The 12,594-nt window shown below is 66.0% G+C and carries 18 protein-coding genes; 9 read left to right on the forward strand and 9 right to left on the reverse strand.

From position 1 onward, the window contains the following. Nucleotides 1-2: 2 nt before the first annotated feature. A complete protein-coding gene (phnH, locus tag DNX69_RS18495; protein WP_110787369.1) occupies nucleotides 3-605 on the reverse strand; it encodes a phosphonate C-P lyase system protein PhnH in 603 nt (200 codons plus the stop codon). 2 nt (nucleotides 606-607) lie between these two features. Further along, nucleotides 608-1,081, reverse strand: a complete 474-nt coding sequence (gene phnG / locus DNX69_RS18500; RefSeq protein WP_110787709.1) for a phosphonate C-P lyase system protein PhnG — start codon at nucleotides 1,079-1,081, stop codon at nucleotides 608-610. A gap of 111 nt (nucleotides 1,082-1,192) precedes the next feature. Between phnG and phnF the strand changes: the two genes are divergently transcribed. Continuing rightward, nucleotides 1,193-1,921, forward strand: coding sequence for a phosphonate metabolism transcriptional regulator PhnF (gene phnF / locus DNX69_RS18505; RefSeq protein ID WP_110787370.1), 729 nt, complete (start codon nucleotides 1,193-1,195; stop codon nucleotides 1,919-1,921). A gap of 21 nt (nucleotides 1,922-1,942) precedes the next feature. Here the strand turns inward: phnF and DNX69_RS26355 are convergent, their stop codons facing one another. From DNX69_RS26355 to phnC, 5 genes are all read right to left on the reverse strand, one after another. Further along, complete coding sequence (locus DNX69_RS26355) at nucleotides 1,943-2,098, reverse strand: hypothetical protein (protein WP_165825280.1); 156 nt, start codon at nucleotides 2,096-2,098, stop codon at nucleotides 1,943-1,945. 147 nt (nucleotides 2,099-2,245) lie between these two features. After that, nucleotides 2,246-3,112, reverse strand: a complete 867-nt coding sequence (gene phnE / locus DNX69_RS18510) for a phosphonate ABC transporter, permease protein PhnE (protein ID WP_110787371.1) — start codon at nucleotides 3,110-3,112, stop codon at nucleotides 2,246-2,248. Further along, nucleotides 3,109-3,990 (reverse strand): phosphonate ABC transporter, permease protein PhnE, encoded by an 882-nt coding sequence (gene phnE, locus DNX69_RS18515; protein ID WP_110787710.1) that lies wholly within the window; start codon nucleotides 3,988-3,990, stop codon nucleotides 3,109-3,111. Before phnE (DNX69_RS18515) ends, phnE (DNX69_RS18510) begins: the two co-directional genes overlap by 4 nt. A 68-nt stretch (nucleotides 3,991-4,058) precedes the next feature. Further along, nucleotides 4,059-4,967 carry a phosphonate ABC transporter substrate-binding protein gene (phnD, locus tag DNX69_RS18520; protein ID WP_110787372.1) on the reverse strand — a complete coding sequence of 303 codons (909 nt, stop codon included), beginning with the start codon at nucleotides 4,965-4,967 and terminating at the stop codon, nucleotides 4,059-4,061. Between the two features lie 106 nt (nucleotides 4,968-5,073). Beyond that, complete coding sequence (gene phnC / locus DNX69_RS18525) at nucleotides 5,074-5,886, reverse strand: phosphonate ABC transporter ATP-binding protein (protein ID WP_110787373.1); 813 nt, start codon at nucleotides 5,884-5,886, stop codon at nucleotides 5,074-5,076. A 179-nt stretch (nucleotides 5,887-6,065) separates the two neighbouring features. Between phnC and DNX69_RS18530 the strand changes: the two genes are divergently transcribed. The 3 genes from DNX69_RS18530 to DNX69_RS18540 are packed head-to-tail and all read left to right on the forward strand — an operon-like array spanning nucleotide 6,066 to nucleotide 8,660. Beyond that, nucleotides 6,066-6,743 carry a chloramphenicol acetyltransferase gene (locus tag DNX69_RS18530; RefSeq protein ID WP_110787374.1) on the forward strand — a complete coding sequence of 226 codons (678 nt, stop codon included), beginning with the start codon at nucleotides 6,066-6,068 and terminating at the stop codon, nucleotides 6,741-6,743. Then, nucleotides 6,740-7,933, forward strand: a complete 1,194-nt coding sequence (locus DNX69_RS18535; protein WP_110787375.1) for an alpha-D-ribose 1-methylphosphonate 5-triphosphate diphosphatase — start codon at nucleotides 6,740-6,742, stop codon at nucleotides 7,931-7,933. Before DNX69_RS18530 ends, DNX69_RS18535 begins: the two co-directional genes overlap by 4 nt. 22 nt (nucleotides 7,934-7,955) lie before the next feature. After that, nucleotides 7,956-8,660, forward strand: a complete 705-nt coding sequence (locus tag DNX69_RS18540; protein ID WP_110787376.1) for a DUF1045 domain-containing protein — start codon at nucleotides 7,956-7,958, stop codon at nucleotides 8,658-8,660. Here DNX69_RS18540 and DNX69_RS18545 read toward each other — a convergent pair. Next, a complete protein-coding gene (locus DNX69_RS18545) occupies nucleotides 8,657-9,637 on the reverse strand; it encodes a YheT family hydrolase (RefSeq protein ID WP_110787377.1) in 981 nt (326 codons plus the stop codon). The two genes, DNX69_RS18540 and DNX69_RS18545, sit on opposite strands and share 4 nt — an antisense overlap. Before the next feature lie 251 nt (nucleotides 9,638-9,888). Between DNX69_RS18545 and DNX69_RS18550 the strand changes: the two genes are divergently transcribed. Next, complete coding sequence (locus tag DNX69_RS18550) at nucleotides 9,889-10,083, forward strand: hypothetical protein (RefSeq protein ID WP_110787378.1); 195 nt, start codon at nucleotides 9,889-9,891, stop codon at nucleotides 10,081-10,083. A 58-nt stretch (nucleotides 10,084-10,141) separates the two neighbouring features. Further along, a complete protein-coding gene (locus DNX69_RS18555) occupies nucleotides 10,142-10,618 on the forward strand; it encodes a GIY-YIG nuclease family protein (protein ID WP_110787379.1) in 477 nt (158 codons plus the stop codon). On the opposite strand, the gene cutA is transcribed toward DNX69_RS18555, so the two are convergent. Further along, entirely contained in the window at nucleotides 10,596-10,919 is a 324-nt protein-coding gene (gene cutA, locus DNX69_RS18560) for a divalent-cation tolerance protein CutA (protein ID WP_110787380.1), read from the reverse strand. The two genes, DNX69_RS18555 and cutA, sit on opposite strands and share 23 nt — an antisense overlap. A 98-nt stretch (nucleotides 10,920-11,017) precedes the next feature. Here cutA and DNX69_RS18565 point away from each other — a divergent pair, with 98 nt between their 5' ends. The 3 genes from DNX69_RS18565 to DNX69_RS18575 all read left to right on the forward strand — a co-directional run bounded on the left by DNX69_RS18565 (nucleotide 11,018) and on the right by DNX69_RS18575 (nucleotide 12,496). Continuing rightward, nucleotides 11,018-11,233 (forward strand): FmdB family zinc ribbon protein, encoded by a 216-nt coding sequence (locus DNX69_RS18565; protein WP_110787381.1) that lies wholly within the window; start codon nucleotides 11,018-11,020, stop codon nucleotides 11,231-11,233. A 104-nt stretch (nucleotides 11,234-11,337) separates the two neighbouring features. Beyond that, nucleotides 11,338-11,838 (forward strand): hypothetical protein, encoded by a 501-nt coding sequence (locus DNX69_RS18570; protein ID WP_110787382.1) that lies wholly within the window; start codon nucleotides 11,338-11,340, stop codon nucleotides 11,836-11,838. A gap of 169 nt (nucleotides 11,839-12,007) precedes the next feature. Beyond that, a complete protein-coding gene (locus tag DNX69_RS18575; RefSeq protein ID WP_110787711.1) occupies nucleotides 12,008-12,496 on the forward strand; it encodes a YbhB/YbcL family Raf kinase inhibitor-like protein in 489 nt (162 codons plus the stop codon). Nucleotides 12,497-12,594: the final 98 nt, after the last annotated feature.

Raw genomic sequence — 12,594 nt, forward strand, 5'->3', positions numbered from 1 at the left:
GGTCAGCTCCCTTGGCCGAGGCGCGTGGTGCGCGGGATCGCCACCACTTGGTCACCGTTCACCAGCACCACGTCGAGGCCGCGCGGAAACAACGCCGCGTTGATGCTCAGGCGCTCGAACAGGTCGGCCGGCCGCAGCGATGCCCGTAGCAGCGCCTCGCCATCGATGCCGGGGCCGTGCAGCCGGAAGCTGTCGCCGGTGCCGAGCGCCTGCACCTGAATAATGAGTGTCGTTGAACGGTCCGGATATTCGGGCGTGCCGAGTGCGAATCGGTCGAGTGGCGGCAAGGCGTCGCCGTCACCGATCAGCGCGAACGCCGCGGCCGAAGGATCCTCGGTCAAAGGCGCGCCGGTGTGAAACTTCAGCCATTGCGCCACCGTGCCGTCCGCCGCGATCGCGTCGTCGAACCAGATCGGCGTGTCGTGGTCGAACAGCGTCAGCGCCAGGGCGGCGCTTCCGTGCACCAGCGCCGCCGGTGTGCCAGCTTCGACGCTGATGCGCTGGATTCGGCCGGGCCGCGCCATCGCTTCCATCACGGCTCGGAAAGTCGATTGGGCGCCGAGCACCTTGTCGGCAAAGCCGGCGGCAAGTTCGGTGGTGGTCATGGTCAGCCCTCCCCGCGTACCAGCGTGTAGAAATCGACCTTGGTAGCCGCCGTCTGGGCCGCCTGTTCGGCGCGTGCCGCGTCGATCTCGGTGCGCAGCGGCGCGATCACCTCAGCCTCGACCGCGGCCGCATAGTCCGCTGATTGCAGCAGCGCGTCGCACAGCGCGATCAGCCTAGCCTTGGTGCGATCGCGCCCCAGCGTGTAGCCGAACCCGACCTCGCCGCTGGCGAGCCGCACCGCAGCGCGCGACACCGTCGCCTCGCCGACATTGAAGGCGGCGCCGTCGCCGCCGATCCGGCCGCGCAGCATCACCAGCCCCTGTTCCGGTTCGCGCAGCAGCGTGAACGCCGGTGGTGCCAGCGCGTCGAGGCGCGCGTCGATCGCGGCGGCGTCGGATGCTGCCAGCACCGCCATCGCGGCGCGCCGGCGCGGGATCGCGGCTTGGTCGGGGAAGTTTTGGGTGTCCGCGTGCATCACCATTGCCCAATTCAAGTTGTATATGTTAATAGACAACTTGATAGAGGCACAATGTGAAAACTCGATGACGTCGAATTCCGTGTCCATGATCACGAAAGCGTTTCTGTCATGAGAGCCGAGGCGCTGTCCTCCGGCTTAGCCCTGTGGCGCCGGGTCGCCGACGGCATCGAACTGGCGATTGCCGATGGCCGATATCTGCCCGGCGGCAAGCTGCCGGGCGAGACCGAGATCGCCGAGAATTACGGGGTCAACCGCCACACTGTGCGGCGGGCACTCGCGGCGCTGGCGGAGCGTGGATTGGTGCGCGCCGAGCGTGGCAGCGGCACCTTCGTCCGCAGTGGGCGGATCGCCTATCCGCTGCGCACCCGGACACGGTTCTCCGAGATCATCAACGCGGGTGGGCGGGAGCCCCGCGGGCAACTGATCGCCGCCGAGCGAGAGGCGGCGAGCGGCGCGCTGGCCGGCCAGCTCGATCTCGACATCGGCGCGCCGCTCATCCGGATCGAGGCGCTACGCAGCGCCGACGGTGTGCCAATCAGCCTCGGCACCACCTGGCTGTCGGCGGCGCGGTTTCCGGACGCGCCCAAAGTGTTCGCCGCCAAGCGTTCGATGACCAAGGTGCTGGCGCACTACGGCGTTGCCGATTATCGGCGGTTGTCGACCCGGATCACCGCCTCGATGGTCGATGCGGCCGATGCTGCGCGGCTGGATCTGCCGGCCGGGCGGCCGGTCCTGGTGGTGGAGAGCATCGACGTCGCCGCCGACGGCACCCCGCTGCTGACCTCCCGCGCCCGTTTTGCCGCGGAGCGGGTCGAGTTCGTGATCGAACCGGATTAGCCGGCGTCGAAGCCGCGATGACTATCCGCCATTGCCGGTGGCGAGCACGATGGCGGCATTGATGGCGATGCTGACGGCCATCAGCGTGGCGAGCAGCAAGCTCGACCGCCACGCCTTCTGCGACCTGACAGTGGTTCTGCGATCTCTCCGACTATGGATCACGTGCTGGCTGTACATGTCCGATCCTCCGTCTCGTTCAGGCCTCGCCGAACGCCCGGGAAAGATCGGCCGATCAGTATAAAGGATCGAGACGGTAATCGCCGCGTTTTGATAAGCGCGACATAAAAATGGGTGGGGCGACCGAGCCGACTATGCACCCGACGATTAGGCGACCGCCTTACGCCCAATGATCGCGAAGCGCAGCTTGCTGGAGATCCAGTCGATCGCGGCGACGGTGATCAGGATCATCAGGATCAGGAACGACACCTTCTGCCATTCCAGCACCCGGATTTGCTCGGTGAGCTGCAGGCCGATACCCCCGGCACCGACGATGCCGATGATGGTGGCGGAGCGGGTGTTGGATTCGAAGAAGTACAGCACCTGGCTCGCCAGGATCGGCACCACTTGCGGCAGAAGGCCGAACCGCACGCTGTGGACATGCGAGCCGCCGGTCGCCTTGACGCCTTCGATCGGCTTGTTGTCGGCGGCCTCGAACGCTTCGGAGAACAGCTTGCCGAAATTGCCGAAGTCCGAGCACATCACCGCAAGGATCCCGGCGAACGGCCCGAGCCCGACGACGCCGACCCAAATCAACGCCCAGATCAGCGTATCGACGCCGCGCACCATATCGAGCAGCCGCCGCGTCAGCAATTGCAGCGGCCGGATGCGCAGCACGTTCCGGGCCGCCAGGAACGACACCGGGAATGCCAGCAGTGCGCCGCCGAGCGTGCCGAGAAACGCGATCGCCAGGGTTTCACCCATCGCATGCAGATAGACTTGCGTGAGCTGCCAAGAGCCGGGGTCGGGTGGCAGCATCAGGCCGAGAAATAAGATCAGCTGGCCGAAGCCGTTGAATAGCCGGTCGAACGGGATCTCGAGCCGGATCAATCCGAACACGAACAGCGCCGCGGCCAGCGTGACCCCGCCGATCAGCTTGGCGCGCTTGATCCAATTCGGGCGGAACTGCTCGGGAAAGCGCGCGACGATGCCGGTTTCGTCGCCGAAGCTCAGAGTGCGGCGGGCGGTATTCATCGTCGCTCCTGACCGATCAGGCGGCGGCGCACACCTTCGGTGAAATAGTCGATGATCATCACGGTCACGATGATCAGCAGCAGGATGGCGCTGACGTCGCTGTAATAGAACTTGCGCACCGCCTCGATCAGGTCCTGGCCGATGCCGCCGGCACCGACGAAGCCCATCACGGCCGCGCCGCGAACGTTGATCTCGAACCTGAGCAGCGCGTAGCTGACGAAGTTCGACAACACCTGCGGTACCACGGCGAACCGCACCATTTCGAACCAGTCGCCACCGGACGACACAACGCCTTCCATCGGCTTGTCGTCGATGTTCTCCACTACCTCGGCGAACAGCTTGCCGAGCGCGCCGGTGGTGTGGATCGCGATCGCCAGCACGCCGGGCAGTGGGCCGAGCCCGAATGCCAGCACGAATACCATCGCGAATACGATGTCCGGCACGGTCCGGCAGAATTCCAGAAAGCGACGGGTGACGAACACGATCGCGCGCGAACGGACCAGATTGGCCGAGGCCAGGAAGCACAGCGCGAAGCCGGCGATTGCGCCGAGCAGCGTGCCCACATAGGCGATCAGGATGGTGTCGAGCAGCAGACCGGTCCAGCGCTTGATGCCCCAGAACCACTCGTTCAGGTCGGTCCACAGCGTGGCGAGCGCCAGCTTCGGCGCGATCGAGATGAAATACGACGGAAACCGCCAGAAATTCTCGGCCAGCTTGGCCAGATCGACTTCGCCCATCCAGGCCGCCGCGGCGATCGCGACGATCAGGAGCGCGCCGCCGAGCGCCAGCCGCCGCCGCTTCTCCGCCACCGCCGCATCGTAATGATCGGCGAGAGCGCGAAGCTGAGGGTCGGGAAGTTCGGTGACGGCGGCCTGCATTCGGATGTCCGACATGACGACGTGGGCGACCGGTCGGCCGCCCACGTCCGATGAGGTACTGGGATGGGTTACGACTTGTGCTTGCGCAGCGTGTCGACGAACTTGATCAGCTCGACCACCGGCTCGTAGTCCTTGTGGCTGGTCGCAGCATAAGGCTTGGCCTTGCCTTCATAGATCTTGTTGAAGGTTTCCGGATCGTTGGTGGCGAGATCGAGCACCGCCTTGCGGATCGCCGCCTTGAGGTCGTCCGGCAGGTCCGACAGATAGGCCATCGGCGAGTTCACGATCAGGTCCGACTTCAGGATGATGCGGAAATCCGCTTCCTTGGCCATGCCCTTGCGGTCCATCCGCTTCAGGTTGGACTCGTCCTCATTGTTCCACCAGTTGAACGCAGCATCGCAGGTGCCCTGCGCGACGCCGATCACCGCGTTCTCGTGGCTGCCGGCGTAGATCACCTTGGCGAAGAACTTATCAGGGTCGATCGACATCTTGTTCATCATGAAACGCGGCACGTTGTTGCCGGAAGTCGAGTTCGGGTCGACCAGGCAGAGGTTCTTGCCCTTCAAGTCCTCGATCTTCTGATAGGGCGAGTCCTTCTTCACATACAGCACCGAGTGATAGCCCTTGGTGCCGTCGCCGTTGACCTCGATGGCGAACGGCTCGACCTTGGCGCCGACCAGATAGGCGCGGGCGTAGGACGCCGGACCGTACATGGCGATCTGAATGTTGCCGGCGCGCTGGCCTTCGATCACTGCGGCGTAGTCGTTGGCGATCCGCAATTTCACCGGCACGCCGAGCTGCTTGGTGAGGTAGTCGGTCAGCGGGGTCCAGCGCGTGGTGGTGCCGGAGGCGTTTTCGTCCGGGATCTTGCCGAACACCAGCTCGGGATATTTCGCTTTCCAGTCCTGCGCCGGCGCAGCCTGCGCGGTGAACGCCAGCGCAGCAGCGGCGGCGACGAGAGTGCGGAGCTTGATCATGACGGTTCCTGTCTCTTCAAGTCGATGAACGGTCGAAACACGGCAACCGCACGCGGGCGTGCCGCGGCGGTGCCGGATAGGAGGCGGCGAACAGTCGCCGTCGATGTCAGGCCACGGCGACGCCGGCCAATGCGGGAGCGGGAACGCCGTGCGGCACATGCGGCGCGGCGCCGAGAACTTCGTCGGCTTCGAGGTCGTAGAGTTCGCGGGCGATCTGATCGGTGAGCGCGGCTGGTGCGCCGTCGAACACGACCCGGCCGGACGCCATGCCGATCAGCCGATCGCAATAGCCGCGGGCGAGATCCAGCGAGTGCAGATTGCACAGCACGGTGATGCCGAAGTGCTTGTTGATGCGCAGCAGCGCGTCCATCACGATCTTGGTGTTGCGCGGATCGAGCGAGGCGATCGGCTCGTCGGCGAGCACGATGTCGGGCTGCTGCACCAGCGCGCGGGCGATCGCGACCCGCTGCTGCTGGCCGCCCGAGAGCTGGTCGGCGCGCTGCGCCGCGTAAGACGCCATGTCGAACTGATCGAGCGCCGAGATCGCCAAAGCGCGGTCCTGCTCTGGCCACATCTGCGCCAGCGAGCGCCACGACGGCACTTCCGACAGCCGGCCCATCAGCACGTTGGTCAGCACGTCGAGCCGGCCGATCAGGTTGAACTGCTGGAAGATCATCGCCGAGCGTGCGCGCCATTGCCGCAGCTCGCGGCCTTGCAGCGCGGTGACATCGACCCCTTCGAACAGGATTCGGCCTTGGGAAGGCTCCGCCAGCCGGTTCAACATGCGCAGCAGGGTGGACTTGCCGGCGCCAGAACGGCCGATCACCCCGACGAAGCTGCCGCGCTCGACTGAAAACGAGGCGTCGTCCACCGCGGCTTTGCTGCCGAAACGGCAGGTCAGACCATCAACTACCAGCATGCACTGCTCCCGACACAGGTTCGGAAGGAATCGCTACCCCTGTTGTTTTGCAGCCGTGTGACAGAGCGTGTAGTTCCGCTGACACATCAAGGTATTCGCAGCGTCATTGATGCGTCACGAAGATGTCACGGGTGGCGCCGATGAGACTTTCACAGCCAATCAATGCTCACGAGAAACCCATGGCCGCGAAACTGCTATCGGTCGCGCCGACCGTCGATCCGACTGCCAAGCTGCACGACGTTACGCTGGGTGCCTATTGCGAAGTCGGTGCCCGCACCATCTTGAACGAAGTGGCGATGGGTGATTACTCCTACGTGGTCAACGATTCGCAGATCACCTACACCGGCATCGGCAAGTTCTGCTCGATCGCGGCGATGACCCGGATCAACCCCGGCAATCACCCGATGCATCGTGCCACCCAGGCGCACTTCACCTACCGCGCCAGCACCTATTTCGAGGGCGAGAGCGACGACGCCGAATTCTTCGCCTGGCGCCGGGCCCATCATGTCGAGATCGGCCATGACGTCTGGATCGGCCACGGCGCCATCGTGCTGCCGGGCCGCAATATCGGCACCGGCGCGGTGGTGGCGGCTGGCGCGATCGTCACTCGCGACGTGCCGGCCTACACGATCGTGGCCGGCAATCCGGCCCGGCCGATCCGCCGACGCTTCTCCGAGGAAGTCGCCGACCGGCTGATCGCGCTGGCATGGTGGGACTGGGATCACGACACGCTGCGCAAGGCGCTGCCCGACTTCCGGAAGCTGTCAGTGGACGAATTCGTCGACCGATATGAAGGTGCCGCCGAAGTGCAGCCGTCGGACCGGAAGCCGGCGACAGACCAGCAGGTGATGGGATGACCGAGATCGCGATCGAAGGTGGCCGGACGCTGGTCGGCGACGAGATTGCCGAGGCCTCGCTGCAGATCGCCGGAGGCGCCATCGCGGCGGTCGGCTCCGCCAGCGGCAACGCGGCGATCCGGATCGATGCGCGCGGCCTGCTGGTGCTGCCCGGCATCGTCGATCTGCACGGCGATGCGTTCGAGCGGCAAATGATGCCGCGGCCGGGAGTCGATTTTCCGATCGACGTCGCGCTGATCGACAGCGACCGTCAGGCCATCGCCAATGGCCTGACCACGGTGTTCCACGCCGTTACCTGGTCGTGGGAGCCGGGCTTGCGCAGCGCCGACAATGCCCGGCGGATGCTCGACGCGATCGAGCTGACCAAGCCGCGGCTGTCGGCCGACACCCGAATCCATCTCCGCCACGAGACCTTCAATCTCGATGCGGTCGACGAGATTGTACAATGGATCGGTGACCGCCGCGTCGATCTGTTCGCCTTCAACGACCATATGGACTCGACGTTGGCGAACCTCGACAAGCCGCACAAGCGTAACCGGATGGTCGAGCGCACCGGCCTGAGCGACGACGAATTCGACCGGATGGTCGAGCGGATCGCGGCGCGCGGCGACGAAGTGCCACAGGCAAATCGGCGTCTCGCCGCGATTGCACGTGAGGCGTCGATGCCGATGCTGTCGCACGACGACGACACCCCGGCGATGCGGCAGGGCTTTCGGGAACTCGGTGTCGGCATTGCCGAGTTTCCGACGACCGAGGAAACCGCGCGCGACGCGGCGCTGCACGGCGATTTCATCGTGTTCGGCGCGCCCAACGTGGTGCGCGGCGGCAGCCACACCGGCTGGACGAAGGCGGCCGACATGATCGCCAAGGGGCTGTGTTCGGTACTGGCGTCCGATTACTACTATCCGGCGCCGCTGCTTGCCGTGTTCCGCCTGGTGCACGACGGCATCCTGCCGCTGGAACAGGCCTGGAAGCTGATCTCGGAGAATCCCGCCCGCGCTGCAGGCCTCTCTGAGCGCGGCACGATTGCAAGCGGTCAGCGTGCCGATGTGCTGCTGGTCGACGATCGCGTTGCGCTACGGCCGCGGATTGTCGCGGTGATTGCTGGCGGCCGGCTGGTGCATGTCGACGATCCTGAACGCTTCGTGATCACGCGCAAGCTGCCGCACAGCGCTGGCGTTCCCGCGTGATCCGGCGCTATCATTGTCAGTGATGTCGAATTTTCCACGCTACGCGATTTACTATCTGCCCGCCGCGGGCAGCGCTCTGGCGCAGTTCGGTGCGGCGATGCTCGGTTACGACGTCGTCTCCGGCGACGAGGTGGCGTTTGCGCCGACGACTGCGGCGGTGGCCGACTGGCGCGAGATCACCGCCGATCCGCGCGGCTACGGCTTCCACGCCACGCTGAAGGCGCCGTTCGCATTGGCCGACGGCCGCCGTGAGAGCGAGCTGTTGTGGGCCTGCGCAACCTTTGCCGAAACGCCGCGGGCGATTCCGCTGATCGTGCCGGTGATCCGGCCGATCGGCCATTTCATCGCGCTGGTGCCGGAGGCACCCTCCGAGCTGCTGCAGCAGCTCGCTGCCGATTGCGTCCGCGACTTCGACGAATTTCGCGCAGCCTTGTCGGCGGAGGATCGCGCCCGGCGCAAGCCGGAACGGCTGACGCCGGCGCAGGTCGGGTATCTCGACCGCTGGGGCTACCCTTACGTGATGGACGAGTTCCGATTTCACATGACGCTGACCGGCTCGCTCGATCCGGCCCGCCATGACGAGTTATTGGCGCTGCTGCGCGGCCAGTTCGCGACCACCGGTATCGACCGCATCGCGATCGATCGCATCGCGGTGCTGCGCCAGGATGCGCGCGGCGAACGCTTCAAGAGCATCGCGCAATTCGAACTCCGCAGCGCCGACTATTAGCCGTCGAGGATTGAGCCGAGCCAGTCGCTGACGGCTTCGGGCATCGCGGTGACCCGGCCGGGCCACGGGTTGGTGGCGAAGCCGACATGACCGCCTTGCTCGGGTTGCCACAGCGTCACCATCGCGCCGGCCTCGTCCGGTGTCGGCAGCGAGGCGGCCGGCACGAACGGATCGTTGCGTGCGTTCACGACCAAGGCGGGGATCTTGATCTTGTGCAGATGCGGCTTGGCCGAGGCGCGGGTCCAGTAATCGTCGACACCGGCGAAGCCGTGCAGCGGCGCCGTGAAGGCGTCGTCGAATTCGCGCAACGTCGTTGCCCGCTGCACCCGTTCGCGGTCGAACAGTCCCGGATGCTGTTGCCATTTGGCCAGCGCGTTCGGAATCATCGTGCGAAGGAAGTGCCGCGTGTAGATCAGCCGATTGATGCCGCTGTCGATCGCGGCACCGGCGGCGACCAGATCGAGCGGGGCGGACACCGCCGCCACCGCGCGAGCGATCTCGGCGGCGCCGCTGCCGGCTTCCTCCGCCCAGCGCAGCAGCGCGTTGCCGCCGAGCGACACGCCAGCGGCGAGCACCGGCGCGGAGGCGCGGTCGCGAATCCGCGCCAGCAGCCAGCCGACCTCCTGGAAGTCGCCAGAGTGATACGAGCGCGGCGCCAGATTGAGTTCGCCCGAGCAGCCACGAAAGTGCGGGATCGATAGCCGCCAGCCACGTGCCAGCGCTCCTTGCGCGAACGCGATCGCGTAGCGGCTGGACGATGATCCTTCCAGGCCGTGAAACACCACCAGCCACGGCGCATCCTTTGCTCCGGACAGATGATCGACATCGACGAAATCGCCATCGGGCGCGCGCCACCGCTCGCGTACGAGCGTGATGGCTTGCGACGGCCGCGGCTGCGCGAACAGCGTCGGCCAGATGGTTTGCAGATGGCCACCGGGTAACCACCACGGGGCGCGATACGAGCGCAGGTCGGTCATGTCGAACGGAGCGGGTGAGGAGCTGTGAACGAGCGGGCCATGAAAGGACGCAGACGGCTGCAGCTATTCACCTGCCGGATGCAAAGCGCAACCGCTCGGATTGAAATTGCGGAAGCGATGCATTTGCAGATTTCGGCCGCGGCGCTTGTTATCTCGCGATTGCTGTCGTTCCGCAGCCAGCTTAAGCTCGTTGATACAACAACAAGCGATCGGCGCTGCCGTGGTCCGGATCGCACCGTGAGGAAATCGCCATGAAGGTCGCCGACCCAGCTCCCTTCCGCAATCTGTCGCCCGACGAGCTGGAATGGCTCGCCGCCGCCGAATGGGCGCAGGCCGAATTCCTCAGCGATGCGCCGAAGGGGCTGGTGATGCAGTCCGCCACCGAGATGCACGCCCGCGCCAAGCTGAAGCGCATGCTGCTCAGCCAGATCCCGACCAAACATTAGCCGGAGCCGGCGTCCGTGGGCTTGACCCGTTGCAGACGGCAGGCGCACATCGACGACGATGAGTTCCGCAACGCATCCTGATTGTCCGCCAGGTCCCGGCGCCTATGTGGTGGCGATCGCGATCACGGCTCCGCTCGCCGTCCGGCTCCGCAACGCCGTCGCGGCGCGGCTTCGGCCGGGACGTTATCTGTATTGCGGGTCGGCCTATGGACCGGGCGGGCTGCAGGCGCGGCTCGCCAGGCACTTTCGTCAACATAAATCGATCCGCTGGCACATCGATCAGCTGACGACGGTCGGCGAGGTGCTGGGCGCCTGGGCGATCGCCGGCGGCGACGAATGCGAATTGGTCGCTCGGCTCGGATTTCTGCCGGTGCCGATCGAAGGCTTCGGTGCCACTGATTGCGGCCACTGCCGCAGCCATCTGCTGCGCTGGCCGTCGCGGGTCTCAGCTCGTGCAATTCGTACCGCGCTCGCCTCCGGAGGCGAAGCGCCGGTGTGGCTGCAGGCCAGCGCTACGCCCGGGTTTCGCGCCTGATCCAGTTCAGATATTTGTCGGCGCCTGCGCTCACCGGCAGCTGGATGATCTCCGGGGTGTCGTAGGAGTGCAGCGAGGTGATCAGATCGCGTAGCTCCGCGAACTTCGCCGGCACCGTCTTGAACAACAGCAATTGCTCGGCGTCGCTGGTGATCTTGCCGTCCCACCAATAATGGCTGCTGATCCCCTGGATCTGGACGCAGGCGGCGAGCCGGGCCTCGAGTGTTGCGACTGCCAATCGTTCCGCCTCGTCCTTGCTCGGCGCGGTCACCATCACCACGCAGGCTTCGCTCAGTTCCATCGCGTCGTTCCTCCGGCGAATTTGATCCACCGCGTTGCGGGCCGGGCCCTTTGTTTGCTAGGCGCGAGCTGTTCCCTGTCAGCTTCGGAAGATCCGTCATGCCGATTTACGGCTTCGTCTGCAACAAATGCGGTCACCAGTTCGAGACGCTGCTGTTCTCCGGTGATACCGCGGTGTGTCCGGCCTGCGAGAGCACCAGCCTTGAGCAGCAATTGTCGTTGATCGCCAGGCCGGCCAAGGGCGGGCCGGAGGCGCCGATGTGCGACGGCAAGGGCGGCTGCGGCGGTTGCTGCATGCCGGACGTCTGCGCCTAGCAGGTCGGGCTGTCCCGTTGGATGCTGCGATCGTTCCACACGGAACGATCGCACGCCTCGCGTCGTTTGCACGCCGACGAGAATTCCTCCGAGGCAGGACAGACATGACGCAGATTTCCCGCACTTTCGACAGCGCCGCACAGGCCAAGGCCGCCATCGCCGAACTGAAGCAGCGCGGCTTCCGCCAGGTCGAACTGATCGAGGTGCCCGACCGCCGCGGCCCGAGCGGCGGTGGCGCGGTGGTGCGGGTCGAACCGCCGTTCGGATCGGCGCTGGCCGCAACCGCTATTCTGGATCGGCACCGCGGCAAGGAGGCGGCGCCTGTTGCCGCGAACCCGGTCCCGAATCCGGCGCCGGCAGCTCCGCCCCCGCCGCAGCCGGCGAAGGCAGACACCCCGCCGGCGCCCGGCCCCGCGAAACAGGCAACTCCTCCGGCGGCGACTGCGGCGCCACCGGCGGAACGACGGCAGGATCTGCGCGGCGGACCGCGCACGCTGTCGGAATGGCTCGGGATTCCGCTGTTGATCGATTCCAACACCTATTTCTCGGGCTTCCCGCTGCTGCTGCGGTCGTCCCGCAAGGCGCCGGCCGTCAAGTCCGACTGATCCGGCGTATGTGTCGCAAGCGTTCGGCGCCGCCGCTTCCGTCCGCCGGTCCGGCTTGCTAGCATCGGGCCGCCTCGCCGCCCGGCGGGGACCACGACATCAGCGACCCGATGACGTGCCTTGCGCGCCAGCCGGCGTGCGGCGCACGCACGCGGCAGGAGTGCAGGCCATGAAGCTCACCAGTCCCGACATCGCCGAAGGCGCCACCATCGCCCACGAGCAATTGTTCAACAGCTTCGGCTGCACCGGCGCCAACGTCTCGCCGGCGTTGAGCTGGAGCGACGCGCCGGCCGGCACCAAGAGCTTCGCTGTGACGATGTACGATCCGGATGCACCGACCGGCAGCGGGTGGTGGCATTGGGTGGTGTTCAACATCCCGGCCACGACGACCTCGCTGCCGAAAGGCGCGGGTGACGTCGCGAAGGGATTGATGCCGGACGGCACCATCCAGGGCCTGACCGATTTCGGCGTGGCCGGCTATGGCGGCCCGTGCCCGCCGCCGGGCGACAAGCCGCACCGCTATCAGATTACGGTATTTGCGGTCGACGTCGAGAAGCTGCCGAACGCCGGTGCGGCCGCGATGCCGGCATTGGTCGGCTTCGATCTCAACTTCCACACCTTGGCGAAGACGACGATCACCGGCCTGTTCGGACGCTGAGTCCGGACAGCTCCGCAGGTATCTTGCGTAACATCCGTTGCGACGATGGCCGGATTCGGTCCGGCCATCAGCCGCAGCGGAAGCGCTCTGAGACCGCG

The organism is Rhodopseudomonas palustris (assembly GCF_003226555.1).
Classification (GTDB): Bacteria; Pseudomonadota; Alphaproteobacteria; order Rhizobiales; family Xanthobacteraceae; genus Rhodopseudomonas; species Rhodopseudomonas palustris_I.

Bases quoted from the DNA above. Each gene is read 5' to 3' on its own strand.
- phnH (WP_110787369.1), bottom strand. From the start codon at position 605: ATGACCACCACCGAACTTGCCGCCGGCTTTGCCGACAAGGTGCTCGGC.
- phnG (WP_110787709.1), bottom strand. From the start codon at position 1,081: ATGCACGCGGACACCCAAAACTTCCCCGACCAAGCCGCGATCCCGCGC.
- phnF (WP_110787370.1), top strand. From the start codon at position 1,193: ATGAGAGCCGAGGCGCTGTCCTCCGGCTTAGCCCTGTGGCGCCGGGTC.
- DNX69_RS26355 (WP_165825280.1), bottom strand. From the start codon at position 2,098: ATGTACAGCCAGCACGTGATCCATAGTCGGAGAGATCGCAGAACCACT.
- phnE (WP_110787371.1), bottom strand. From the start codon at position 3,112: ATGAATACCGCCCGCCGCACTCTGAGCTTCGGCGACGAAACCGGCATC.
- phnE (WP_110787710.1), bottom strand. From the start codon at position 3,990: ATGCAGGCCGCCGTCACCGAACTTCCCGACCCTCAGCTTCGCGCTCTC.
- phnD (WP_110787372.1), bottom strand. From the start codon at position 4,967: ATGATCAAGCTCCGCACTCTCGTCGCCGCCGCTGCTGCGCTGGCGTTC.
- phnC (WP_110787373.1), bottom strand. From the start codon at position 5,886: ATGCTGGTAGTTGATGGTCTGACCTGCCGTTTCGGCAGCAAAGCCGCG.
- DNX69_RS18530 (WP_110787374.1), top strand. From the start codon at position 6,066: ATGGCCGCGAAACTGCTATCGGTCGCGCCGACCGTCGATCCGACTGCC.
- DNX69_RS18535 (WP_110787375.1), top strand. From the start codon at position 6,740: ATGACCGAGATCGCGATCGAAGGTGGCCGGACGCTGGTCGGCGACGAG.
- DNX69_RS18540 (WP_110787376.1), top strand. From the start codon at position 7,956: ATGTCGAATTTTCCACGCTACGCGATTTACTATCTGCCCGCCGCGGGC.
- DNX69_RS18545 (WP_110787377.1), bottom strand. From the start codon at position 9,637: ATGACCGACCTGCGCTCGTATCGCGCCCCGTGGTGGTTACCCGGTGGC.
- DNX69_RS18550 (WP_110787378.1), top strand. From the start codon at position 9,889: ATGAAGGTCGCCGACCCAGCTCCCTTCCGCAATCTGTCGCCCGACGAG.
- DNX69_RS18555 (WP_110787379.1), top strand. From the start codon at position 10,142: ATGAGTTCCGCAACGCATCCTGATTGTCCGCCAGGTCCCGGCGCCTAT.
- cutA (WP_110787380.1), bottom strand. From the start codon at position 10,919: ATGGAACTGAGCGAAGCCTGCGTGGTGATGGTGACCGCGCCGAGCAAG.
- DNX69_RS18565 (WP_110787381.1), top strand. From the start codon at position 11,018: ATGCCGATTTACGGCTTCGTCTGCAACAAATGCGGTCACCAGTTCGAG.
- DNX69_RS18570 (WP_110787382.1), top strand. From the start codon at position 11,338: ATGACGCAGATTTCCCGCACTTTCGACAGCGCCGCACAGGCCAAGGCC.
- DNX69_RS18575 (WP_110787711.1), top strand. From the start codon at position 12,008: ATGAAGCTCACCAGTCCCGACATCGCCGAAGGCGCCACCATCGCCCAC.